The sequence below is a fragment of the Mesorhizobium sp. WSM1497 genome (assembly GCF_001672455.2).
In the GTDB taxonomy this organism is placed as follows: Bacteria; Pseudomonadota; Alphaproteobacteria; order Rhizobiales; family Rhizobiaceae; genus Mesorhizobium; species Mesorhizobium ciceri.
Genome location: NZ_CP021070.1, coordinates 4,063,622 through 4,088,284 on the forward strand (window position 1 = coordinate 4,063,622; position 24,663 = coordinate 4,088,284).

Sequence of the window (24,663 nt, forward strand, 5' to 3'; positions counted from 1 at the left end):
ACAATGAGGAGCACAATCATGGCAACCCAGACTGGCCACACCCAAGCCATCGCCGCTTCGCGGGTCATCGGCACATCGGTCTACAACACCGAAGGCACAAGCATCGGCAGCATAGAGGATGTGATGCTCGACAAGATGACGAACGGGATCATGTTCGCGGTCATCGGTTTTGGCGGCTTCCTTGGTATCGGCGAGAAATATCACGCCATTCCGTGGGCAAGCCTCGACTATGATGAGGACAAGGGCGGTTATGTCGTACCGTTTTCCAAGGAACAACTCATGGCGGCACCGGCCTATTCGATCAACGAACTGACCGGTGCCGATGGCGAGGCGGCGCGCGACGAATCCTACAATTATTACAAGGTCACGCCTTACTGGCATTAACAACAACGACAAAGCGGCCCCGTCGAGAGAGACGGGGCCGCTTTGGATTCCGGCTTATTCGCTGACGTGTAAGGGGGCCATCGCCTTCGGCGGCGACTGCTGATTGTCGCATGACGTCAGGAATGCCGCCGCGATCAGAAACAGACTCACGATACCGCTCAACTGAGACATGGCGAAACTCCTCCTGTTTCGCCCCGCGCGCTGCACCTTAACCGGAAGTCAGCCGACCGTACATGACTTATGATGACGGCGATTTGCGCTTCGTGAATCGTTCGGACGCTGTTGCCGCGGCAATAATTGCCAGCGGGCCGATTGCCTTTTGCAGCACTTTGGCTAAGACGTGCGGCATTCTTCAGATCAATCGAGGACATCGCAAATGACCGCCATCGTCGACATTGTCGGGCGTGAAATCCTGGACAGCCGTGGAAATCCGACCGTCGAGGTCGATGTCATTCTCGAAGACGGCTCGATGGGCCGCGCGGCGGTGCCGTCGGGTGCTTCGACCGGTGCCCACGAGGCCGTCGAACTGCGCGACGGCGGCGCCCGCTATCTCGGCAAAGGCGTGCTCAAAGCCGTCGAGGCGGTGAACGGCGAGCTGTTCGAGGCCATCGGCGGCATGGAAGCCGAAAACCAGATTCATATCGACCAGACCATGATCGAGCTCGACGGCACGCCCAACAAGAGCCGGCTTGGCGCCAACGCCATTCTCGGCGTTTCGCTGGCGGTGGCCAAGGCGGCCGCTGATGCCGCCGGCCTACCGCTCTACCGTTATGTCGGAGGCACCAAGGCGCATCTCCTGCCGGTACCGATGATGAACATCATCAATGGCGGCGCGCATGCCGACAACCCGATCGATTTCCAGGAATTCATGATCCTGCCGATCGGCGCGCCGACGCTGCGCGAAGGTGTCCGCTGGGGTTCGGAAATCTTCCATACGCTGCGCAAGAAACTGAAGGATGCCGGCCACAACACCAATGTCGGCGACGAGGGCGGCTTTGCCCCGAACCTGAAAAGCGCTCCGGTGGCGCTCGATTTCATCATGGAATCGATCGAGCAGGCCGGCTTCAAGCCGGGCGACGAGATCGCGCTCGGCCTCGATTGCGCCGCGACCGAGTTCTTCAAGGACGGCAACTACGTCTATGAAGGCGAGAAAAAGACGCGCGATCCCAAGGCCCAGGCCAAATACCTGGCCAAGCTTGCCACCGACTATCCGATCATCTCGATCGAGGACGGTCTTGCCGAGGACGATTGGGAAGGCTGGAAGTACCTGACCGACCTGATCGGCAAGAAGACGCAGCTGGTTGGCGACGATTTGTTCGTCACCAACACGGCGCGGCTGCGCGACGGCATCCGCATGGGGGTTGCCAACTCGATCCTGGTTAAGGTCAACCAGATCGGCTCGCTTACGGAAACGCTCGACGCCGTCGAGACCGCGCACAAGGCCGGCTACACCGCCGTGATGTCGCACCGCTCGGGCGAAACCGAGGATTCGACCATTGCCGATCTCGCCGTCGCCACCAATTGCGGACAGATCAAGACCGGCTCGCTGTCGCGCTCGGACCGCATGGCCAAGTACAATCAGCTGATCCGCATCGAGGAAGAGCTCGGCAAGCAGGCAAGCTACGCCGGCAAGTCGGTGGTCAAGGGCTGATCCGGAAACACCGGCTCATCGATACCGGACAAAAGGGCGGGAGCATTCCCGCCCTTTTTCGTTTCGGCGCCGCCAAACAGGTCACCCGTAACCGTCCGTTAAGCACAATCGGGCGAGAAAGATCGTGAGCCGCCTGAGTTCGCGGGCTAGAGCCGGATGATCTCAGGTCTGTTCGACCTGAAATCTGAATCCGACTCTAAATCAAAGAGATAGAGCATGATGTCGTCCGAAAACCGCTTCACACTTTTCGGCATCATGCTCTAGAGGAATCGGGCGATGTGGACGCGTCAGCACAAGCAGAGAAACACCGGCCGGCTGATCATTCCCTCGCTTTGCGTGGCGTTCCTGGCCTATTTCGGCTTTCATGCCTATCACGGCGAATTCGGTATCTACTCGAAATATCAGCTGGAAGCCCAGACGGTTGCGCTGCAGGGCCAGCTCGATGCGATCAAGGCGCGCCGCATGGAGCTCGAGCGCCGCGTTCGGCTGATGCATGAAGGCACGCTCGAGAAGGACATGCTCGATGAGCAGGCGCGCAAGGCGCTCAATCTGTCCCAAGCTGACGAAATCACCATTATGTTGCCGACCTCGGCAAAATAACTGATTTCAAGATAATCACCAATATTTTCAATGATTTTAATCGCTTAGGCGCATGCCAGCTATGCAAATTCGGCATGGCGCAACGCTTTGACGCGTGTTAGCCTCCCTAAAAATCGGTGGGGAGGAGCTGATCTCCCCAGAGCAGATTTCATCCTGCTCTAATGTCCACGAAGAGACGCCAACAGGGAGTGATGCATGGCCACCGCCGCCAGAAAAGCGCCTGCCAAATCCAAATCCGACGGCAAATCGGGGCTTTCGGCCCCCAAACCTGTCGAATTCACCAAGGACGAAGAGCTTGCCGCTTACCGGCACATGCTGCTCATCCGTCGTTTCGAGGAAAAGGCCGGCCAGCTCTACGGCATGGGTTTCATCGGCGGCTTCTGCCACCTCTATATCGGCCAGGAAGCGGTCGTCACCGGCATGAAGATGGCGCTGATCGACGGCGATCAGATGATCACCGCCTATCGCGACCACGGCCACATGCTGGCGATGGAGCTGTCGCCGCGCGGCGTCATGGCCGAGCTGACCGGGCGTCGCGGCGGCCTGTCACGGGGCAAGGGTGGCTCCATGCACATGTTCTCCAAGGAAAAGCACTTTTATGGCGGCCACGGCATCGTCGGCGCGCAGGTGTCGCTCGGCACGGGCTTGGCCTTCGCCAACCGCTACCGCGACAACAACAATGTCTCGCTGACCTATTTCGGCGACGGTGCGGCCAACCAGGGCCAGGTCTATGAAAGCTTCAACATGGCCTCGCTGTGGAAGCTGCCGGTGATCTACATCATCGAGAACAACCGGTATGCCATGGGCACCTCGGTGTCGCGCTCTTCGGCGGAAACCAATTTTTCGCACCGTGGCGCTTCGTTCAAGATTCCCGGCATCCAGGTCGACGGCATGGACGTGCGCGCTGTCAAGGCCGCCGGCGACCAGGCGACCGAATGGTGCCGCGCCGGCAACGGGCCGATCATTCTCGAAATGCAGACCTACCGCTACCGGGGGCACTCGATGTCCGATCCGGCGAAATACCGCTCAAAGGAAGAAGTGCAGAAGATGCGCTCCGACCATGACCCGATCGAACAGGTCAAGGCGCGGCTCATCGAGAAGAAGTGGGCAACCGAGGACGAGCTTAAGACCATCGACAAGGAGGTCCGCGACATCGTCGCTGACGCCGCCGAATTTGCCCAGAACGATGCAGAGCCGGATCCGTCCGAGCTCTGGACCGATATCGTATTGTAACGGGAGGGCAAGGACATGCCGATCGAAATTCTCATGCCCGCTCTCTCGCCGACCATGGAAGAGGGCAATCTTTCCAAGTGGTTGAAGAATGAGGGCGACAAGGTCGTCGCCGGCGACGTCATCGCCGAGATCGAAACCGACAAGGCGACGATGGAAGTCGAGGCCGTCGACGAAGGCACGCTTGGCAAGATCCTGATCGCCGCCGGCACCGAAGGCGTCAAGGTCAACACACCGATTGCCGTTTTGCTGCAGGACGGCGAAAGTGCCGGCGATATCGGCAAGTCCTCGGCTCCCGCCAAGGCGGAAGCACCGGCAAAGGCAGAGGCTCCAGCCGCGGCGGAGGACAAGGCGGAGGCCGCAAAACCGGCTGCCGCGCCGGTGGCTGCTGCACCGAAGACGGAAATCGCCGCCGATCCGGACATTCCGGCCGGCACAGAGATGGTCTCGACCACGGTACGCGAAGCGCTGCGCGATGCGATGGCCGAGGAAATGCGCCGCGACGGCGATGTCTTCGTCATGGGCGAGGAGGTCGCCGAATACCAGGGCGCCTACAAGATCACGCAAGGGCTGCTGCAGGAATTCGGGCCGCGGCGCGTCGTCGACACGCCGATCACCGAGCATGGCTTTGCCGGCGTCGGCGTCGGCGCGGCGATGGCCGGCCTGAAGCCGATCGTCGAGTTCATGACCTTCAACTTCGCCATGCAGGCGATCGACCAGATCATCAACTCCGCCGCCAAGACGCTCTACATGTCGGGCGGCCAGATGGGTGCGCCGATCGTTTTCCGTGGACCGAACGGCGCTGCCGCACGCGTCGCCGCGCAGCACTCGCAGTGCTACGCCGCCTGGTATAGCCACATTCCGGGCCTGAAAGTGGTGATGCCCTACACCGCCGCCGACGCCAAGGGCTTGTTGAAGGCGGCGATCCGCGATCCCAATCCGATCATCTTCCTCGAGAATGAGATCCTCTATGGCCAGTCCTTCGACGTGCCGAAGCTGGATGATTTCGTGCTGCCGATCGGCAAGGCGCGCATCCACAAGACCGGCAAGGACGTCACCATCGTCTCTTTCGGCATCGGCATGACCTATGCGGTCAAGGCGGAAGCCGAGCTGCGCGGCTTGGGCATCGATGCCGAGATCATCGACTTGCGCACGATCCGGCCGCTCGATCTCGACACCATCATCGCCTCGGTCAAGAAGACCAACCGGCTGATCGTTGTCGAAGAGGGATATCCGCAGAACTCGGTCGGCGACCATATCGCCAACCAGGTGTCGCAGCGCGCCTTCGATTTCCTCGACGCGCCGGTCATCACCATCGCCGGCAAGGATGTGCCGATGCCCTATGCCGCCAACCTCGAGAAACTGGCTTTGCCGAACGTCGGCGAAGTCATCGAGGCGGTCAAAGCCGTCACATATCGCTGAACCGGGCGGGAGGACAAAATGCCAATCAACATCACCATGCCGGCCCTGTCGCCCACGATGGAAGAGGGCAATCTGTCCAAGTGGCTCGTCAAGGAAGGCGACAAGGTTTCGCCGGGCGATGTCATTGCCGAGATCGAGACCGACAAGGCGACGATGGAAGTCGAGGCTGTCGATGAGGGCACGGTCGCAAAGCTCGTCGTTCCCGCCGGCACCGAAGGCGTCAAGGTCAACGCTCTGATCGCCGTGCTCGCTGCCGAAGGTGAGGATGCAGGCGCTGCCGCGAAAAGCGGGGGCGATGCTGCTCCAGCGAAAGCCGAGGCCAAGCAGGACAAGGCGCCAATCTCCCCACCCGTGGGGGCGCTGTCGACGAAGTCGACAGAGGGGGGCGCTGTCCCGCCGTCCTCTCAGCGCGAGACGCCCCCCTCTGGCCTGCCGGCCATCTCTCCCACAAGGGGGGAGATCAGCCAGTCGCCGGAAGGACGCACCTTAGCATCGCCGCTCGCACGTCGCATAGCCAAGGAAGCCGGTGTCGATGTGTCTGCCGTGACCGGCACCGGCCCGCATGGCCGGGTGGTGAGGGCCGATGTCGACGCGGCCATTGCCGGTGGCGGCGCCCAGGCGGCGCCTGCCGCCAAGGCTCCGGCTGGCGTGCCGGCTGCTGCTCCTGCCGCACCGGTAAAGGCGATGTCGGACGATCAGGTCCTGAAACTGTTCGAACAGGGCTCCTACGACCTTGTCCCGCATGACAATATGCGCAAGACCATTGCGCGCCGCCTGGTCGAGGCCAAGACCACCATTCCGCATTTCTACCTGACGCTCGACTGCGAGCTCGATGCGCTGCTGGCGCTGCGCACGCAGATCAATGCGGCAGCCCCGGTGAAGAAGACCGATAAGGGTGATGCTCCGGCCTATAAGCTGTCGGTCAACGATATGGTCATCAAGGCGATGGCGATGGCGCTGAAGGCGGTGCCCGATGCCAATGCCTCGTGGACCGAAAGCGCCATGGTCAAGCACAGGCACGCCGATGTCGGCGTTGCCGTGTCGATCCCCGGCGGGCTGATCACACCGATCATCCGCAAAGCCGACGAAAAGACGCTGTCCACCATCTCCAACGAGATGAAGGACCTCGCCAGTCGCGCCCGCAGCCGCAAGCTGAAGCCGGAAGAGTATCAGGGTGGCACCACGGCGGTGTCCAATCTCGGCATGTTCGGCATCAAGGATTTTGCCGCGGTCATCAACCCGCCGCACGCGACCATCCTGGCAGTCGGCGCCGGCGAGGAGCGGGCAGTGGTCAAGAACGGCGAGATCAGAATAGCCACCGTGATGTCGGTGACGCTGTCGACCGACCACCGCGCCGTGGACGGTGCGCTGGGTGCCGAACTGCTGGTCGCCTTCAAGCGCCTGATCGAGAACCCGATGGGCATGCTGGTTTAGGGAAGCGAGAGGGCGGTGCGGATAGTCTTCACCAGCCTCTTCGCTTTCATCATTTCCGGATTCGCCACCGGACTGGCTGCTCGGAAACGGGCGGTCACAACCCATGGATGGCGGGTGAAGCGTGGGTTGATCGACGCGCAGGTGGGTGCATGAAGACGGTTCTTTGTTACGGCGACTCGCTGACCTGGGGCTACAATGCCGAAGGTGGCCGCCATGCGCTGGAAGACCGCTGGCCAAGCGTGCTGCAGGCCGGCCTTGGCAGTGGCGTGGAAGTTATCGCCGAAGGCCTCAATGGCCGTACCACCGCCTTCGACGACCACCTGGCCGGTGCTGATCGCAACGGCGCCAGGCTGCTGCCAACGGTGCTGACGACGCATGCGCCGATCGACCTGATTGTCATCATGCTCGGCGCCAACGACATGAAGCCGTGGATCCACGGCAATCCCGTCGCGGCCAAGCAGGGCATCCAGCGGTTGATCGACATCGTGCGCGGTCACGATTATCCGTTCGACTGGCCGGCGCCGCAGATCCTCATCGTTTCGCCGCCTGTCGTCAGTCGCACCGAAAATGCCGAATTCAAGGAAATGTTTGCCGGCGGCGACGACGCCTCGAAGTTTTTGGCACCGCAATATGCCGCGCTCGCCGATGAGGCCGGCTGCGGCTTCTTCGACGCCGGCAGCGTGGCGCAAACCACACCTCTCGACGGTGTTCATCTTGACGCCGAAAATACGCGAAACATCGGCGAGGCGCTGACACCAGTCGTGCGCGTCATGCTGGAATTGTGAAGGAGAAAACCCGTGGCTGAGAACTATGACGTCATCATCATCGGCTCCGGTCCCGGCGGCTATGTCACCGCGGTGCGTTCCGCGCAGCTCGGCTTCAAGACGGCGATCGTCGAGCGCGAGCATCTCGGCGGCATTTGCCTTAACTGGGGCTGCATCCCGACCAAGGCGCTGCTGCGCTCGGCCGAGATCATGCACTATTCGGATCACCTGAAGGATTACGGGCTGAAGCTCGACGGCAAGGTCAGCGTGGACACATCGGCCGTCGTTGACCGCTCGCGCAAGGTGTCGCTGCGGCTCAATGGCGGCGTTGCCTTCCTGATGAAGAAGAACAAGGTCGACGTCATCTGGGGCGAGGCCAAGCTTTCGAAGGCGGGCGAGATCGTCGTGTCCAAGACGGCCAAGAAGCCGATGGAGCCACAGCCGCCGGTGCCGAAAGGCGTCAAGGGCGAGGGCACCTTTACCGCCAAGCACATCATCCTGGCGACCGGCGCCCGGCCACGCGCGCTGCCCGGCATCGAGCCGGACGGAAAGCTGATCTGGACCTATTTCGAGGCTATGGTGCCGAAGGAGATGCCGAAGTCGTTGCTCGTCATGGGGTCGGGCGCCATCGGCATCGAATTCGCCTCCTTCTACCGCACCATGGGCGCCGAGGTGACGGTGGTCGAATTGCTGCCGGCGGTGATGCCGGTCGAGGACGCCGAAGTCTCGAAGTTCGCGCAGAAGCAGTTCGAGAAGCAAGGCATGAAGATCATCCTCGAAGCCAAGGTGACTAAGGTCGAGAAGGGCACGAACTCGGTCACGGCGCATGTCGAGATGAAAGACGGCAAGGTCGAGAAGATCACCGCCGACCGCATGATCTCGGCCGTCGGCGTGCAGGGCAACATCGAGGGCCTCGGACTCGAGGCGCTTGGCGTGAAGACCGAACGCGGCTGCGTCGTCATCGATGGTTACGGCAAGACCAATGTGCCGGGCATCTACGCCATCGGCGATGTCGCCGGCCCGCCGATGCTCGCCCACAAGGCCGAACATGAGGGTGTCGTGTGCATCGAGAAGATCGCTGATTTTCCTGGCGTACATGCCACCGACAAGCTGAAGATTCCGGGCTGCACCTACTGCAATCCGCAGGTCGCCTCGGTTGGCCTGACCGAAGCCAAGGCCAAGGCAGAGGGCTGGGATATCCGGGTCGGGCGCTTCCAGTTCGCCGCCAATGGCAAGGCGATCGCGCTCGGCGAGGATCAGGGCTTCATCAAGACTATCTTCGACAAGAAGACCGGTCAATTGCTCGGCGCCCACATGGTCGGCGCCGAAGTGACCGAACTGATCCAGGGCTTCGTCGTGGCGATGAACCTGGAGACGACCGAGGAAGAGCTGATGCACACCATCTTCCCGCACCCGACGCTGTCGGAGATGATGAAGGAAAGCGTGCTCGACGCCTATGGCCGCGCGCTCAACGCGTGATAGATTGAAAGCGCTGCTACAGATGGAACCCGGCGGCAAGGTACATCGTTTGCGGATGCACTTTCATCCATCACACAAGGAGAAGGCATATGCATTTGAATGGCGTCGGCTGGATAGCAGCCATCATCATCGGCGGCCTGGCAGGCTGGTTCGCCGAAATGTTCATGAAGAGCAACACCGGCATCTTCATGAACATCGTTATGGGCATCGTCGGCGCGATCGTACTGAACGCCATTCTGCAGGCTCTCAATTTTGGCCCGTTCGGCGTCGGCTGGATTGCCTATCTGATCACCGGCTTTATCGGTGCCTGCCTGCTGATCTGGGCGGGACGCCTGGTGCGCCGCTGACATCCCTGAAGAGCTGCCATGCGAAAAAGGCTGTTGCGGCATGCGCCGCAGCGGCCTTTTTCTTTGCGCCGAAAAGTCCTAGATGACGTTATGACAACGAACGCCTGACTGGCGCTCGCCAATGAACCAGGTTTCCCGATGGTCACTGTCCTCGATACGATCGCCAACGCACCGCGCCTGCGGCATCCGGAAAAGGCGCACAAGCCTGATCAGGATGTCCTGCGCAAGCCCGACTGGATACGCGTCAAGGCGCCGATGTCGAAGGGCTATGCCGAAACGCGCGAAATCGTGAAGTCGCACAAGCTGGTGACGGTCTGCGAAGAGGCCGGCTGCCCCAACATCGGCGAGTGCTGGGAAAAGAAGCACGCCACCTTCATGATCATGGGCGAGATCTGCACCCGCGCCTGCGCTTTCTGCAACGTCGCCACGGGCATTCCAACCGCTCTTGACCCGGATGAACCGGCCCGCGTCGCGCATGCGGTCAAGCAGATGGGCCTTACCCATGTCGTCATCACCTCGGTCGACCGCGACGATCTCGCCGATGGCGGTGCGCAGCATTTCGCCGAGGTCATCCGCGCCATCCGGGCGGCGACGCCGCTGACGACGATCGAAATCCTGACGCCCGACTTCCTGCGCAAGGACGGCGCGCTGGAGATCGTCGTGGCGGCCAAACCCGACGTCTTCAACCACAATCTCGAAACCGTTCCGTCGAACTATCTGACGGTTCGTCCGGGCGCCCGCTATTTCCATTCGATCCGGCTGTTGCAGCGGGTCAAGGAGCTTGATCCGTCGATCTTCACCAAGTCCGGCATCATGGTGGGGCTGGGCGAAGAACGGAATGAAATCCTGCAGTTGATGGACGATCTGCGTTCGGCCAATGTCGACTTCATGACCATAGGTCAGTATCTGCAGCCGTCGAAGAAGCACCACCCGGTGATCCGCTTTGTTACGCCGGAGGAGTTCAAATCCTTTGAGACGATCGGCCGGACCAAGGGTTTCCTGCTGGTGGCGTCCAGCCCGCTGACGCGTTCATCGCATCACGCCGGCGACGATTTCGCCAAGCTGCGTGCGGCACGGGAAGCGATTCTCAAGAAATCAGCTTAATCAGCCGGTTTCATGCCAAAATTCGAAGCCACCCGACGCGTATCCCATACACCCGAGCAGATGTTCGCTTTGGTCGCCGATGTTGAATCCTATCCGCAATTCCTGCCGCTTTGCGAAGCGCTGACGGTTCGCTCGCGCAAGGAGCGTGACGGGCGTACCGTTCTCCTTGCCGACATGAGCATCGGCTACAAGGCGATCCGTGAAACCTTCACGACGCAGGTACTGCTGAAGCCCGACGAGAACACCATCGACGTGAAGTACATCGACGGGCCGTTCAAATATTTGAGCAATGTCTGGCGTTTCGAACCCGACGGCGCCGGTTGCGCCGTCCGCTTCTTCATCGACTACGAGTTCAAGAGCCGCATTCTGGGCGCGGTCATGGGAACCATGTTCGATCGTGCCTTCCGCATGTTCGCCGAAGCCTTTGAGAAGCGCGCCGACGTCATCTACGGTACAAAACCGTCTTGAGGCTTGCGCATGCTTTTCTGGATAGCGAGCACCGTTGGACTGGCGATCGCCTATCTCTTCGGTTCCATGCCCACGGGTTATCTGGCGGGGAAGCTGCTCAAGGGCATCGATATCCGGGAGCATGGCTCCAAATCCACCGGGGCAACGAACGTTTTGCGGGTCTTGGGAAAATGGCCTGCGTTGGGGGTGTTGCTGGTGGATGTGCTGAAAGGTGCTGCGGCGATCGTCTTTACCCGCTGGTTCTATCCCTGGTTCATCACGTTGCCGTTGGTTACGCCATCGACCCCGCTTGACCTGCAAGCCTGGGTGCCTTGGGCTGTTTGCCTGGCCGGAATTGCCGTGTTGCTTGGACATGGCCGTTCGATCTGGTTGAATTTCACAGGTGGCAAATCCGCTGCGACGGGGCTTGGCGTGTTGCTGGCTCTGTCTTGGCCGGTAGGTGTGGGGGCTGCGGCGGCTTTTGGTGCTGTGCTGGCTACGTCTCGGATAGTTTCCCTGAGTTCGATGGTAGCGGCGTTGACCGTGATCGCCCTCATCTGTGGCCTGGAGCAACCGTTGGCCTATCGGTTGCTGGTGATTGCGGGCAGCACCTACGTGGTTGTGCGCCATCGTGCCAACATTCAGCGGCTGCTGGCTGGGACGGAGCCACGCTTGGGGCAAAGCAGCCCGGAATCGAAAACGTAGCCGCAAATCCGGCTTTCGGGTCCGCCCGCCCAACGTTTTATAATCCTATCCGAGTGCTTGCAGGCCCAGTTCCAGCGCTTGCCGGACCGTTTCGCGACGGATGAAATCGCGGCCTTTGTCTGCAAAGAGTTGGTGCTCGGCGACAATCGGTCGGCCGTCCAGCGCAACCCCGAACCAGACCAGGCCGACCGGTTTTTCCGCCGAACCGCCGCCTGGCCCGGCGATCCCGGTAACCGCCAGGGTCAGCCCGGCGCGCGAACGGGTAAGCGCGCCTGTCGCCATCTCGATCGCAGTCTCGCGCGAAACCGCGCCATGCGCATCGAGCGTGGCGGCGGAAACGCCGAGCATGTCCATCTTGGCTTCGTTGGAATAGGTGATGAAGCCGCGATCGACCACGGCGGACGAGCCGGCGATGTCGGTGAGTGCCGCGATGATCATGCCGCCGGTGCAGCTTTCCGCCGTTGCCAGCATGATGCCGCGTTTCTGGCAGGCTTGCAGCAAGGCATTTGCCAGGTCGCTGTTGGTCATTCCGGCACCTCGCCGGGAAACACCACGCTGGCAGTGGCGATCGCCGCAATGCCTTCCTCGCGCCCGACGAAGCCGAGCTTCTCGTTGGTTGTCGCCTTGATCGAGATGCGATCCGCGGAAATTGCCAGCATCTGCGACAGGGCTGCCGTCATCGCCTCGCGGTGCGGGCCGACGCGCGGCGCTTCGCAGATCAACGTGATATCGGCATTGGCGATGCGGCCGCCGCGCTCGCGCACCAGCCCTGCCGCATGCTCGACGAAGATCCGCGACGCAGCGCCTTTCCACTGCGGGTCGGACGGCGGAAAATGCGTGCCGATGTCGCCGGCGCCGCAGGTCGCCAGCAACGCATCGGTCAGAGCATGCAGACCGACATCGGCGTCGGAATGGCCGGACAGTTTCTTGTCATGAGCAATGGCGACGCCACACAGTGTGACATGGTCGCCGGGCTCGAAAGCATGGACGTCGTAGCCATTGCCGGTCCGGATGTCGGGAAAGCGCACACGTTCGCCGGAAAGCCGCTGGTCCGCCATGGCAATATCTCGTGCCCAGGTGAGTTTGACATTGTCCGGCGAGCCCGGAACGATCTTGACCGGAATATGCGCCCATTCGGCGATCGCGGCATCGTCGGTAAAATCCATTTTTCCCAGATGATGGGCTTTCTCGTGCGCGGCAAGGATGGGCCAGAACGGAAAGCCCTGCGGCGTTTGCGCCGCGTGAAGACCGCTGCGCGAAACGGTTTCGCCAACCACCCCGGAGGCCGACTCGCGCTTCAGCGTGTCGGCGACGGGCAAAGCGGGCAATGCGCCCTCGCGCTCGCCGATGGCGGCGATGGTGCGATCTATCAGGTCCGCATCGACAAACGGACGCACGGCATCGTGGATCAGAACCTGCCCCGGCGCGTGGTCTCTAAGGGCAAGCAGGCCGAGCCGGACGGATTCCTGCCTGGTCGCCCCGCCGATAACGGCGCTAACGCGCTCGGCGTTGGTGCCCGCCGCCTGCCGGAACAGTTCATGGTCGTCGGCATGAATGGCGACGACGATCTCGCCGGTCCGCGGGTGGGCCAGAAAAATGTCCAGCGTGTGTGCAATGACGGCAAAGCCGCCAATGTGTTGATATTGCTTCGGTCCGTTGGCCTGTCCGGCGCGCGCGCCACGGCCGGCCGCGACGATTACCACCGCGACCTTGCCATCCGCACTCGAAACGTGATTTTCACTTGCGTCAGTCATTGCAGATTGGCTTAGCGCACGATCCCGAAAAGTGTAATCGGTTTTCGGCAAAGATCGTGCGTCAAATATGAATCCCAAGGCGTCCTTTGCGGGTCCCACGGGGCGCGCGGCGCTTTGGCCACACCCAATCCCGAAGGCCAGCATTTTCCCAATTGCGCCTTAATGTGGCGTCATTCCGCGTTGCACATTGCGGCCGATATGGCTAGAGAATGTGCAACGAATGAAGATGCTTGGTTTTTGTGCATGGTTAATTTGACCAAATTGGCCGCGCCGCTTAACGTCGGCGGCGTGAAACTCCGCAATCGCGTGTTCCTCGCGCCGATGTCGGGCATTACGGACGAGCCGTTCCGGCAGCGTGCCCACGCGCATGGCGCGGGCCTGGTCGTGTCCGAAATGGTTGCCAGCGGCGAGCTCGCCAAGGGCAGGGCCGGTTTCAACCTGCGCATACGCCACTCCGGCCTGCCCGTCCATATGGTTCAGCTTGCCGGCCGCGAGGCGGTGCACATGGCCGAAGGTGCCAGAATCGCCGCCGGCGAGGGCGCCGACATTGTCGACATCAACATGGGATGCCCGGCCAAGAAGGTCACTGGCGGCTACGCTGGTTCGGCATTGATGCTGGATCTCGACCACGCACTGTCGCTGATCGACGCCGTTGTCGGCGCGGTCGAGGTGCCAGTGACGGTCAAGATGCGGCTTGGCTGGGACGAAGGCGCGCTCAACGCGCCGATGCTGGCGCGCCGCGCCGAGCAGGCCGGTGTCAGCATGGTGACCGTGCACGGCCGAACGCGCTGCCAGTTCTATCAGGGCAAGGCCGACTGGCGCGCCATCGCCCGCATCAAGGAAGCCGTGTCCATCCCGGTCGTCGCCAATGGTGACGTCTCTTCGCCGGCGGAAGCGGCCGACATTCTCGATCAATCGGGTGCCGACGCCGTGATGATTGGCCGTGCCCATTATGGCGCGCCCTGGATCGCAGGTGGCATTGCGGCCGCAGCGACAGGCGAAGCGACGCCAAATATTCCACAGAACCCGACGGCGCTCGCCGACTACATCGTGGCCCACTATGAGGATATGCTGGCGCTCTACGGCGCCGAAAGCGGCCTGCGCCAGGCGCGCAAGCATCTTGGCTGGTATCTTGATCGGCATGCCGGCGGCGTCGCCGACGACAGCCGAAAGGCCATACTGACCGCATTCGAGCCCGCGCGCGTCATTGCCTTGCTGCGCGATGTGTTTTCGTGCGATCCGCAACCTTTGACCCTGCGGAGTGCCGCATGAACGCCGCCGCCGGCCAAGGCGCTGAAATGGCGGATGCCGCCCAGATCGTACTCAACACCATCCGCCGCCCGGTGATCATGATCAGCGAGGAAGGCTTCATCACCTTTGCCAACGCCGACGCGGAGGACTTCTTTCGTTCAAGCGCGACCATGCTCGCACGCAACACGCTGTCAAAACTCATTCCCTTCGGCAGCCCGCTGCTGACGCTGGTCGACCAGGTGCGCGAGCGCCTGGCACCGGTCAACGAGTATCGCGTCGACGTGTCGTCGCCGCGTCTCGGCATCGAGAAGGTCGTCGATCTCTATGTCGCGCCGGTACCGGAATTTCCGGGCTCGGTGGTGGTTATGTTCCAGGAACGGTCGATGGCCGACAAGATCGACCGGCAGATGACGCATCGCGGTGCGGCGCGCTCGGTCACCGGCTTGGCGGCGATGCTTGCCCATGAGATCAAGAACCCGCTCTCCGGCATCCGCGGCGCTGCCCAGTTGCTGGAACTGTCGGCTTCCGACGAAGACCGTGCGCTGACGCGGCTGATCACCGACGAGACCGACCGCATCGTGTCGCTGGTCGATCGCATGGAGGTGTTTTCCGACGAGCGGCCGATCGACCGCTACCCCGTCAACATCCATGTCGTGCTCGACCATGTGAAGGCCATTGCCAAGAACGGTTTTGCCAAGAGAATCAAGATATTGGAGGACTATGATCCTTCGTTGCCTCCGGTGTTTGCCAACCGCGACCAGTTGATCCAGGTGTTCCTCAACCTGGTCAAGAACGCCGCCGAGGCGATCGGCAGTGACCCGCAGGGCGAGATCGTGCTGTCGACCGCCTTCCGGCCAGGCATCCGTGTTTCCGTTCCGGGCACGCAGGACCGCGTGTCGCTGCCGCTGGAATTTTGCGTGCGTGACAATGGTTCCGGCGTCTCGGAAGATATCCTGCCGATCCTGTTCGACCCGTTCATCACCACCAAGCCGAACGGCTCGGGGCTGGGGCTGGCGCTGGTCGCCAAAATCGTCGGCGAACATGGCGGCATCATCGAATGCGAATCGACGCCGCGCGGGACCACATTCCGCATCCTGATGCCGGCCTGGAAAGAAGCGCCATACGGCGCCGATGAAGACGGTGAAGGAGACCGCAAATGACCGTTCGCGGCAATATTCTCGTCGCCGACGACGATGCGGCGATCCGCACTGTCCTCAACCAGGCGCTTTCGCGCGTCGGCCACGAGGTGCGCGTCACCTCCAATGCTTCGACTTTGTGGCGCTGGGTGGCGGCGGGCGAGGGCGATCTGGTCATCACCGATGTGGTGATGCCGGACGAGAACGCCTTCGACATGCTGCCGCGCATCAAGAAGGCGAGGCCGGAACTGCCGGTCATCGTCATGAGCGCCCAGAACACCTTCATGACGGCGATCCGCGCGTCTGAAACCGGCGCCTATGAGTATCTGCCCAAGCCGTTCGACCTGACCGAACTGCTCAACATCGTCAACCGGGCGCTTTCCGAGCCGCGACGGCCGAAGATCGATGCGCGGCCGGAAGAGCAGCCCGATGCAATGCCGCTGGTCGGCCGTTCGGCCGCCATGCAGGACATCTACCGCATGCTGGCGCGCATGATGCAGACCGACCTGACGGTGATGATCTCGGGCGAATCCGGCACCGGCAAGGAACTGGTGGCGCGCGCGCTGCATGAATATGGCCGCCGCCGTGGCGGCCCCTTCGTCGCCATCAACATGGCGGCGATCCCGCGCGACCTGATCGAATCGGAACTGTTCGGTCACGAGAAGGGCGCCTTCACCGGCGCGCAGAATCGCTCGACCGGACGCTTCGAGCAGGCTGAAGGCGGCACGCTGTTCCTCGATGAAATCGGCGACATGCCGATGGAAGCGCAGACGCGGCTGCTGCGCGTCCTCCAACAGGGCGAATACACGACGGTTGGCGGACGCACGCCGATCAAGACCGACGTGCGCATCGTCGCCGCCACCAACAAGGATCTGCGCACCCTGATCAACCAGGGGCTTTTTCGCGAGGATCTGTTCTATCGCCTCAACGTGGTGCCGCTCCGGCTGCCCGCGCTGCGTGAGCGCTCCGAGGATGTGCCCGACCTTGTCCGCCACTTCTTCAAGCTCGGCGAAATGGAAGGCCTGCAGACCAAGCGCATTTCGTCAGGCGGCATCGAGTTGATGAAGCGCTATCCGTGGCCGGGCAATGTGCGCGAACTGGAAAACCTGGTTCGCAGGCTCGCCGCGCTCTATTCGCAGGACGAGATTTCCGCCGAGGTCATTGAGGCCGAGCTCAAGACCGGCGAACGTCCCGTGGTGCCGGGTGGCGGCAACCTCATTCCCGACGATTTGTCGATCGGCCAGGCGGTCGAGCACTTCCTGCAACGCTATTTCGCCTCGTTTGCCGGCGATTTGCCACCTGCCGGGCTTTATCAACGCATCCTGTCCGAGGTCGAGTTTCCACTCGTCCTGGCCTCGATGACGGCAACCCGCGGCAACCAGATCAAGGCCGCGGAACTGCTTGGCTTGAACCGCAACACGCTGCGCAAGAAGATTCGCGAACTCGGCGTCAACGTCTACAAATCGTCGCGCCAGGGCTGAGCCTTGATCTGAGCCCGCGCTCTTTTCAGGGGATCGGCTCGCGAAAGATTTCCGTCTCGGTCACACTTGTTGCATAATCGCCACAATGCGTTGCATACATCCGACGCAATCATGGCACTAGACGGCGACATGGCCCCGCAGGCACCGACAACAAACCAACCGCTTTTCAGCGAACCCGGCGCTCGTGACGGGCGCCGGCTGCTTGCGCTGCCAGGCGTGATCGCGGTCGTCGGCGCCCTGATGACGGCGGCGATCTCGTTCACCATCCTCGTTGGCGCCACGCCGATCACACCGAACGAGTCGACGACGCTGGCGTTGATTGCCCTCAACGCGGCTTTCGTCCTGATTCTTATCGCGCTGGTCGGGCGTGAGGTGCACCGCATCCTGATGGCGCGCCGGCATGGCAAGGCCGCTTCGCGGCTGCATGTGCGCATTGTCGCCATGTTCGCCCTGGTTGCCGCCATTCCGGCCATCATGGTGGCCATCATCGCGTCGATCACGCTCGACATCGGCCTCGACCGCTGGTTCGAGATCCGCACCAAGACGATCGTCAATTCGTCGCTGTCGATCGCCGACGCCTATGTTCAGGAAAATGCCCGCAACCTGCAGGGTACGACACTGTCCATGGCCTATGATCTCGATGCGTCACGCACACTCTACGGCCTTGATCGTACCGGCTTTCTCGACCTGATGAACAAGGAAGCCGTGGGCCGTTCGCTGGCTCATGCGGCGCTGATCAAACCTGACGGCTCTTTCGTCATGAGCGCCAAGACCGACACGGATTTTGCCATGCCTGAGCCGCCGGAAGGCGCCGTGGCCAGCGCTGCCGACGGCAAGCCGGTGCTGATCGAGCCGAAAACGCGCAACATCATGGGCGCCATCGTCAAGCTGCGCGAGATCGAAGGGCTATATCTCTATACCATTCGCCTCGTCGATCCGGAGGTCATCAAGGCGCGGCAGATCGTCAGGTCCAACACCGATGAATATCGGGGGCTGGAAGACAACCGCCGCACCTCGCAGGTGGCCTTCGCGCTGCCCTATCTTTCGCTCACCCTCATCATCATCCTGTCCGCGATCTGGACCGGCATTGCGGTCGCCGACCGTCTGGTGCGGCCCATTCGCCAGCTCATCGGCGCCGCCGACGAAGTGGCGACCGGCAATCTCGACGTCGCGGTTCCGGTCAGGCCTTCGGATGGCGATGTCGCCTCGCTCGGCGATACGTTCAACAAGATGCTTCTCGAACTGAAATCGCAGCGCAACGAGATCCTGTCGGCCAAGGACCTGATCGACGAGAGGCGACGCTTCTCCGAAGCCGTGCTTGCCGGCGTTACTGCCGGCGTCATCGGCGTCGATCCCTACGGCATCGTCACCATCGTCAACCGCTCGGCCGAAGCGATGCTGGCCATATCCGCCAGCGCAGCCCTTGGGCAGAACCTTTCCGCCGTGCTGCCGCATGTCGGCCGCGTCTTCGAAATCGGCCGCAAGTCCGGCAAACCCGTCTATCGCGAGCAGGTGACCTTCTACCGCGCCGGCGCCGAGCGGACCTTCAACGTTCAGATCACCATCGAGGCCGGCGATGACGGCTCGGAGGAAAAGTCCTATGTCGTGACGGTTGACGACATCACCGACCTGGTCCAGGCGCAGCGCTCGTCGGCTTGGGCGGATGTGGCGCGGCGTATCGCCCACGAGATCAAGAACCCGCTGACGCCGATCCAGCTCTCGGCCGAACGCATCAAGCGCCGCTATGGCAAGGTGATTACCGAGGACCGCGAGGTTTTCGACCAGTGCACCGACACCATCATCCGGCAGGTCGAGGATATCGGCCGCATGGTCGACGAATTCTCGGCTTTCGCGCGCATGCCGAAGCCCGAGATGAAGGCCATAGATCTGCGCGAATCGCTGCGCGAGGCCTCGTTCCTGGTCGAGGTCAGCCGCGCCGACATCACTTTCGAGCGCGTGTTCGGCAACGAGCCGCTGAAGGGCACGTTCGACAGCCGGCTGATGGCGCAGGCTTTCGGCAATGTGATCAAGAACGCTGCCGAAGCCATCGACGGATTGGAACAGAAGGACGGTTCGCACGGCATAATCCGGATTCAGGCCGGGCGCCAGAATGGTGCGATTCGAATCGACGTCATCGACAATGGCAAAGGCCTGCCGCGCGAGAATCGCCAACGGCTGCTCGAGCCCTACATGACCACACGCGAGAAGGGCACCGGGCTTGGCCTCGCTATCGTCAAGAAGATCGTGGAGGACCATGGTGGCAGGCTGGAACTACACGATGCTCCAGCGGACTTCCACGATGGGCGCGGCGCGATGATCAGCATCATCCTGCCGCCTGCGGCCGCAACGGCTCCGCGCGGCGAAAGCAGGGCGGAAAACGAAAGAGAAACTGAAAAGGTCGGTAATGGCGTCTGATATTCTCATCGTCGATGACGAGGAAGACATCCGTGAACTCGTCGCGGGCATACTGAGCGACGAAGGTCACGAAACCCGCACCGCATTCGATGCCGACAGTGCGCTCGCTGCTATAGCTGATCGCGCGCCGCGGCTGATTTTCCTCGACATCTGGCTGCAGGGCTCGCGTCTCGACGGGCTGGCGCTGCTCGACGAGGTCAAGACGATGCATCCGACCTTGCCGGTGGTGATGATTTCCGGCCACGGCAACATCGAAACGGCGGTCTCCGCCATCCGTCGCGGCGCCTATGACTTCATCGAAAAACCGTTCAAGGCCGACAGGCTGATCCTTATTGCCGAACGTGCGCTCGAGACCTCGAAATTGCGGCGCGAGGTTTCCGACCTCAAGCTGCGCAGCGGCGAAACCTTCGATCTGATCGGCATGTCGTCGGCGATGAGCCAGTTGCGTCAGACCATCGAACGCGTCGCGCCGACCAACAGCCGCGTGATGATCATCGGACCGTCAGGCTCGGGCAAGGAACTGGCCGCGCGCGCCATCCACACGCTGTCGGCGCGCAAGAGCGCACCTTTCGTGACGCTGAGCGCCGCCAACATCACACCCGAGCGCATGGAGATCGAGCTGTTCGGCACCGAATCGAATGGCGTCGAGCGCAAGGTCGGCGCGCTGGAGGAGGCCCATCGCGGCATCCTCTACATCGACGAGGTGGCCGACATGCCGCGCGAGACGCAGAACAAGATCCTGCGCGTTCTCGTCGAGCAGCAGTTCGAGCGGGTAGGGGGCACCAAGCGGGTCAAGGTCGATGTCCGCATCATCTCCTCCACGTCGCAGAACCTCGAAGCGATGATTGCCGACGGGCGTTTTCGCGAGGATCTTTACCATCGCCTGGCGGTGGTTCCGGTCATTGTGCCGGGACTTGCCGAGCGGCGCGAGGATATTCCCTACCTCGTCGACAATTTCATGAAGCAGATCGCCCGCCAAGCCGGCATCAAGCCGCGCCGTATCGGCGACGACGCGCTGGCCGTTCTGCAGGCTCACAACTGGCCAGGCAACGTTCGCCAGCTGCGCAACAATGTCGAGCGCCTGATGATCCTGGCGCGCGGCGACGACGTCGATGCGCCGATCACCGCTGATCTGTTGCCGGCCGAGATCGGCGATGTCATGCCGCGCACCCCGAATCAATCCGACCAACACATCATGGCGCTGCCGCTCCGCGAAGCGCGTGAGCAGTTCGAGAAGGATTACCTGATCGCCCAGATCAACCGGTTCGGCGGCAACATCTCGAAGACCGCCGAGTTCATCGGCATGGAGCGCTCCGCTCTGCATCGCAAGCTGAAGTCCCTGGGCGTCTGAGCGCGTCCAGCCGCCGCGCGTGGTCCAACCATTTGCCGGTTACGCCCGCGGTGGAATCGCATAAGAAAGCCCGAGAATTTCTGAGGGGTCGCCAATGCCGCGCATTGCCTATGTCAACGGGCGCTATGTCACGCACGCCGACGCTGCCGTGCATATCGAGGATCGCGGCTATCAGTTCGCCGACGGTGTCTATGAGGTCTGCGAAGTGGCGCGTGGCTTCATCGTCGACATGCCGCGCCACCTGGCCCGGCTGAACCGTTCGCTGACCGAATTGTCGATCGCCTGGCCGGTCACCTCTCACGTGCTGCCGCTCATTCTGCGTGAGGTGGTCAATCGCAACCACGTCGCCAATGGCCTGGTCTACGTGCAGGTGACGCGCGGCGTGGCCAGCCGCGACTTCGTCTTCCCTTCCGCCGACACCAAGCCTTCGCTGGTGGTAACCGCCAGGAAGGCTGACCCTGCCGCTGGAGCGAAGCGAGCCGAGACCGGCATCGCCGTCATCACCGTGCCGGAGAACCGCTGGGATCGCGTCGACATCAAGACCGTCGGGCTGCTGCCCAATGTATTGGCCAAGCAGAAGGCCAAGGAAGCCGGTGCGCAGGAAGCCTGGTTCGTCGACGATGAAGGCAACGTAAAAGAAGGCGGCTCGTCCAATGCCTGGATCGTCACCCGGGACGGCGTCCTGGTCACCAGGCCGGCCGAGCATGGCATCCTGCGCGGCATCACCCGCACGACCATGTTCGAAGTGGCGGCCAAGCTTGGCCTGAAGATCGAGGAGCGCGGCTTTTCCGTCGCCGAGGCCAAGACGGCACGCGAGGCGTTCATCAGTTCCGCAACGACGATCGCCATGCCGGTGGTGACCATCGATGGCGACACGGTCGCCAATGGGCACCCCGGCTCAATAACACTTTCGTTGCGGCAAGCCTTTTTTGACATTGCGGAAAAAAGTCCAGCCTGATAACCGCACAGGTGGAATGAACATCAATATATCTCGTTCTGCTTGTCGTTACTGACGACAAGACGGTGTTTGCGAGCTTGACATGCGCCCGTTAATTTGGCGCATTGGCTTGCAAACCGAAGGGGATCGGCGAAAGACAAGAACAATGGCGGAACGATCGCAAAACCTTCAGGACCTGTTCCTGAATTCAGTTCGCAAGAGCAAGAACCCGCTCACCATCTTCCTCATCAACGGCGTGAAGCTGACCGGCGTGGTCACTTCGTTCGACAATTTCTGTGTCCTGCTGCGCCGCGATGGTCACTCCCAGCTCGTCTACAAGCACGCCATTTCCACGATCATGCCGAGCCAGCCGGTTCAGATGTTCGATGGCGAGGAAAGCCAGGGCGCCTGATTGGCACGTGAGAAAGACGCGGACGCCACCGTTCGCGGGAAACCAGCGCATCACCCCGGGACTGAGGCCAAGGGCCCGACCCGGGCCGTGGTCATTGTGCCCGTCCTTACCCGCCACCAGCGCAACGACGACGAGACCAACCGCCCGCGGCTGATGCGTTCGGCTGATGCGCGCCACGACGAGGCCGTTGGCCTTGCCCGCGCCATCAACCTTGATCTGATTCACACCGCGGTGGTGACCGTCAACGATCCGCGCCCGGCGACGCTGCTCGGCAGCGGCAAGGTCGCCGAGTTCGCGGAAATCGTCAAAGAGGGACATGCGGAAGTGGTCGTCGTCGACCATCCGCTGACCCCGGTGCAGCAGCGCAATCTAGAGAAAGAGCTGAACGCCAAGGTGCTGGACCGCACCGGGCTGATCCTCGAAATCTTTGGCGAGCGCGCGCGCACCAAGGAAGGCACGCTGCAGGTCGAGCTCGCCCATCTCAACTACCAGAAGGGCCGCCTCGTGCGCAGCTGGACCCATTTGGAGCGCCAGCGCGGCGGCGCCGGATTCCTTGGGGGCCCCGGCGAAACACAGATCGAATCCGACCGGCGGCAGTTGCAGGAAAAGATCATCAAGCTGAAGCAAGAGCTGGAAACGGTGCGGCGCACGCGCGACCTGCACCGCGCCAAGCGCAGGAAGGTGCCGTTCCCGGTGGTGGCGATCGTCGGCTACACCAATGCCGGCAAGTCGACGCTGTTCAACCGGCTGACCGGGGCGGATGTGCTGGCACAGGACATGCTGTTCGCCACGCTCGACCCGACGCTGCGCCGCGTGCGCCTGCCACATGGCACGCCGATCATCCTCTCCGACACGGTCGGCTTCATTTCGGACCTGCCGACACATCTGATCGCGGCTTTCCGCGCCACCCTGGAAGAGGTGGTCGAGGCCGACCTCGTGCTTCATCTGCGCGACATTTCCGATCCGGACACGGCCGCCCAGGCCGAGGATGTCGAGCGTATCCTTGCAGATCTTGGCGTTGACGCTGGTGATGCCAAGCGGGTGATCGAAGTGTGGAACAAGATCGACCGGCTCGACGAAGGCAACCGGACCCGGCTGCTTGCAGACGGCGCCGATGCCAACAAGGCGCCGCCGATTGCGGTGTCGGCGGTGACCGGCGAGGGCATCGATGCGCTGAAGGCGATCATCGAAACGCGGATGGCGGGCGAACTCGAAGACCTCACCGTGACGATCGAGCCAGCACAGTTCGGCCTTGTCGACTGGCTTTACCGCAATGGCGATGTGGTTTCGCGAAGCGACAATGACGACGGCAGCGCCACCATCTCGCTGAAGGCCACGCAAAGCGCGCGCGAAGAGATCGAAAACAGATTGCGTCGTAAAAACAACGGATAATCCGGAGCAGTTCCAGGAAAAGTGTATAGCGGTTTCCGTCGGGAGTTGCCCGAAAAGAGAGACTACTTCGCGGTCTTTGCTTCCTGCCAGAGCGCTTCCATCTCGGCCAGATCAGCCTTGTCCAGCGTGTTGCCGGCTTTCTCCAAAGCCTGCTCGACATAATGGAAACGTGAGCGGAATTTCTCGTTGGTGCCGCTCAGCGCTGCTTCCGAATCGAGCTTGAGGTGGCGACCGAGATTGACGACGGCAAACAGCATGTCGCCGAACTCGTCCTTGATCGAGGCGGTGTCGCCCTTGGCCAGCGCCTCGCGCAATTCGCCGATCTCTTCCTCGATCTTGTCGAGGATGGGTGCTGCCTCGCTCCAGTCGAAGCCGACGCGGGCGGCCTTCTCCTGAAGTTTCAGCGCCCGGGTCAGCGCGGGCAGGGCGACCGGCACGCTATCCAGAAACCCCTTGCCATTGTCTTCGGGATCGAGACCGCGCGCGAGGCGGGCGCTTCGTTTCTCTGCCTTCTCTTCTGCCTTGATCTTTTCCCACATGCCCTTGGCCATGCCGGCGCTGCGGGCCTTTTCGTCGCCGAAGACATGCGGATGGCGTCGGATCATTTTCGTCGTGATGGCTTGCACCACATCGGGGAAGGCAAACTCGTCGGCCTCCTCGGCCATTTGCGCGTGGTAGACGACCTGCAGCAGCAGATCGCCGAGTTCGTCGCGCAGATCGTCGAGGTCGCCGCGCGCGATGGCATCCGCGACCTCATAGGCCTCTTCGATCGTGTAGGGCGCGATGGTCGAGAAATCCTGTTCGATATCCCAGGGACAGCCGGTCTTCGGCGCCCGCAGCGCCGCCATGATCTCGATCAGGCGCGAAATGTCTTTCGATGGCGTCATAGGGCTGATGCTATCGCGCGGCCGGCCGCGCGGCCAACGCTGTCAGCCGGCGAGAGTGCCTTGTCCACAGGCGAGCCACG

At 62.1% G+C, this 24,663-nt stretch carries 23 protein-coding genes; 20 read left to right on the plus strand and 3 right to left on the minus strand.

Annotation, left to right across the window (positions count from 1 at the left end):
* The first annotated feature begins 18 nt into the window (after positions 1-18).
* The 12 genes from A9K65_RS19835 to plsY all read left to right on the plus strand — a co-directional run bounded on the left by A9K65_RS19835 (position 19) and on the right by plsY (position 11,567).
* A complete protein-coding gene (locus A9K65_RS19835) occupies positions 19-384 on the plus strand; it encodes a PRC-barrel domain-containing protein (protein ID WP_024505095.1) in 366 nt (121 codons plus the stop codon).
* A gap of 376 nt (positions 385-760) precedes the next feature.
* On the plus strand, positions 761-2,035 hold the full coding sequence (gene eno, locus A9K65_RS19845; RefSeq protein WP_064994168.1) for a phosphopyruvate hydratase: 1,275 nt from the start codon (positions 761-763) through the stop codon (positions 2,033-2,035).
* A gap of 276 nt (positions 2,036-2,311) precedes the next feature.
* Positions 2,312-2,635 (plus strand): septum formation initiator family protein, encoded by a 324-nt coding sequence (locus A9K65_RS19850; protein ID WP_027038975.1) that lies wholly within the window; start codon positions 2,312-2,314, stop codon positions 2,633-2,635.
* A gap of 195 nt (positions 2,636-2,830) precedes the next feature.
* Positions 2,831-3,868 (plus strand): pyruvate dehydrogenase (acetyl-transferring) E1 component subunit alpha, encoded by a 1,038-nt coding sequence (pdhA, locus tag A9K65_RS19855; RefSeq protein WP_013531481.1) that lies wholly within the window; start codon positions 2,831-2,833, stop codon positions 3,866-3,868.
* A 15-nt stretch (positions 3,869-3,883) separates the two neighbouring features.
* On the plus strand, positions 3,884-5,287 hold the full coding sequence (locus A9K65_RS19860; RefSeq protein WP_013531482.1) for a pyruvate dehydrogenase complex E1 component subunit beta: 1,404 nt from the start codon (positions 3,884-3,886) through the stop codon (positions 5,285-5,287).
* A gap of 18 nt (positions 5,288-5,305) precedes the next feature.
* On the plus strand, positions 5,306-6,721 hold the full coding sequence (locus tag A9K65_RS19865; protein ID WP_086081323.1) for a pyruvate dehydrogenase complex dihydrolipoamide acetyltransferase: 1,416 nt from the start codon (positions 5,306-5,308) through the stop codon (positions 6,719-6,721).
* A gap of 149 nt (positions 6,722-6,870) precedes the next feature.
* Positions 6,871-7,506, plus strand: coding sequence for an SGNH/GDSL hydrolase family protein (locus A9K65_RS19870; protein ID WP_013531484.1), 636 nt, complete (start codon positions 6,871-6,873; stop codon positions 7,504-7,506).
* Between the two features lie 12 nt (positions 7,507-7,518).
* A complete protein-coding gene (gene lpdA / locus A9K65_RS19875) occupies positions 7,519-8,964 on the plus strand; it encodes a dihydrolipoyl dehydrogenase (RefSeq protein ID WP_064994291.1) in 1,446 nt (481 codons plus the stop codon).
* Between the two features lie 89 nt (positions 8,965-9,053).
* Positions 9,054-9,311 (plus strand): GlsB/YeaQ/YmgE family stress response membrane protein, encoded by a 258-nt coding sequence (locus A9K65_RS19880; RefSeq protein WP_013531486.1) that lies wholly within the window; start codon positions 9,054-9,056, stop codon positions 9,309-9,311.
* A gap of 138 nt (positions 9,312-9,449) precedes the next feature.
* Positions 9,450-10,415 (plus strand): lipoyl synthase, encoded by a 966-nt coding sequence (gene lipA / locus A9K65_RS19885; protein WP_024505190.1) that lies wholly within the window; start codon positions 9,450-9,452, stop codon positions 10,413-10,415.
* Between the two features lie 12 nt (positions 10,416-10,427).
* On the plus strand, positions 10,428-10,883 hold the full coding sequence (locus A9K65_RS19890; RefSeq protein ID WP_013531488.1) for a type II toxin-antitoxin system RatA family toxin: 456 nt from the start codon (positions 10,428-10,430) through the stop codon (positions 10,881-10,883).
* A gap of 9 nt (positions 10,884-10,892) precedes the next feature.
* Positions 10,893-11,567, plus strand: a complete 675-nt coding sequence (gene plsY / locus A9K65_RS19895) for a glycerol-3-phosphate 1-O-acyltransferase PlsY (RefSeq protein ID WP_064994292.1) — start codon at positions 10,893-10,895, stop codon at positions 11,565-11,567.
* 45 nt (positions 11,568-11,612) lie between these two features.
* On the opposite strand, the gene A9K65_RS19900 is transcribed toward plsY, so the two are convergent.
* A complete protein-coding gene (locus A9K65_RS19900; RefSeq protein WP_024505192.1) occupies positions 11,613-12,095 on the minus strand; it encodes a CinA family protein in 483 nt (160 codons plus the stop codon).
* Entirely contained in the window at positions 12,092-13,321 is a 1,230-nt protein-coding gene (locus A9K65_RS19905; RefSeq protein ID WP_064994293.1) for a bifunctional 2-C-methyl-D-erythritol 4-phosphate cytidylyltransferase/2-C-methyl-D-erythritol 2,4-cyclodiphosphate synthase, read from the minus strand. The genes A9K65_RS19900 and A9K65_RS19905 overlap by 4 nt, the downstream gene beginning before the upstream one ends.
* A gap of 243 nt (positions 13,322-13,564) precedes the next feature.
* On the opposite strand from A9K65_RS19905, the gene dusB reads away from it, so the two are divergent.
* The 8 genes from dusB (at position 13,565) to hflX (ending at position 23,696) form a co-directional block, all read left to right on the plus strand.
* Complete coding sequence (dusB, locus tag A9K65_RS19910; RefSeq protein ID WP_064994294.1) at positions 13,565-14,593, plus strand: tRNA dihydrouridine synthase DusB; 1,029 nt, start codon at positions 13,565-13,567, stop codon at positions 14,591-14,593.
* Positions 14,590-15,732, plus strand: coding sequence for a nitrogen regulation protein NR(II) (locus tag A9K65_RS19915; RefSeq protein ID WP_013531493.1), 1,143 nt, complete (start codon positions 14,590-14,592; stop codon positions 15,730-15,732). Before dusB ends, A9K65_RS19915 begins: the two co-directional genes overlap by 4 nt.
* Positions 15,729-17,189 carry a nitrogen regulation protein NR(I) gene (ntrC, locus tag A9K65_RS19920; protein WP_013531494.1) on the plus strand — a complete coding sequence of 487 codons (1,461 nt, stop codon included), beginning with the start codon at positions 15,729-15,731 and terminating at the stop codon, positions 17,187-17,189. The genes A9K65_RS19915 and ntrC overlap by 4 nt, the downstream gene beginning before the upstream one ends.
* Before the next feature lie 129 nt (positions 17,190-17,318).
* Positions 17,319-19,604: a PAS domain-containing sensor histidine kinase gene (locus A9K65_RS19925; RefSeq protein ID WP_064994295.1), complete on the plus strand. Its 2,286-nt coding sequence runs from the start codon at positions 17,319-17,321 to the stop codon at positions 19,602-19,604.
* On the plus strand, positions 19,594-20,955 hold the full coding sequence (locus A9K65_RS19930) for a sigma-54 dependent transcriptional regulator (RefSeq protein WP_064994296.1): 1,362 nt from the start codon (positions 19,594-19,596) through the stop codon (positions 20,953-20,955). The genes A9K65_RS19925 and A9K65_RS19930 overlap by 11 nt, the downstream gene beginning before the upstream one ends.
* A 94-nt stretch (positions 20,956-21,049) precedes the next feature.
* On the plus strand, positions 21,050-21,913 hold the full coding sequence (locus tag A9K65_RS19935; protein WP_013531497.1) for a D-amino-acid transaminase: 864 nt from the start codon (positions 21,050-21,052) through the stop codon (positions 21,911-21,913).
* 145 nt (positions 21,914-22,058) lie between these two features.
* The gene (gene hfq, locus A9K65_RS19940) at positions 22,059-22,304 is read left to right on the plus strand and encodes an RNA chaperone Hfq (protein ID WP_006202172.1); all 246 of its coding nucleotides are present in this window, start codon (positions 22,059-22,061) and stop codon (positions 22,302-22,304) included.
* Positions 22,305-23,696: a GTPase HflX gene (gene hflX / locus A9K65_RS19945; RefSeq protein WP_013531499.1), complete on the plus strand. Its 1,392-nt coding sequence runs from the start codon at positions 22,305-22,307 to the stop codon at positions 23,694-23,696.
* A 62-nt stretch (positions 23,697-23,758) separates the two neighbouring features.
* Here the strand turns inward: hflX and mazG are convergent, their stop codons facing one another.
* Positions 23,759-24,583 (minus strand): nucleoside triphosphate pyrophosphohydrolase, encoded by an 825-nt coding sequence (gene mazG, locus A9K65_RS19950; RefSeq protein ID WP_064994297.1) that lies wholly within the window; start codon positions 24,581-24,583, stop codon positions 23,759-23,761.
* Positions 24,584-24,663 lie beyond the last annotated feature (80 nt).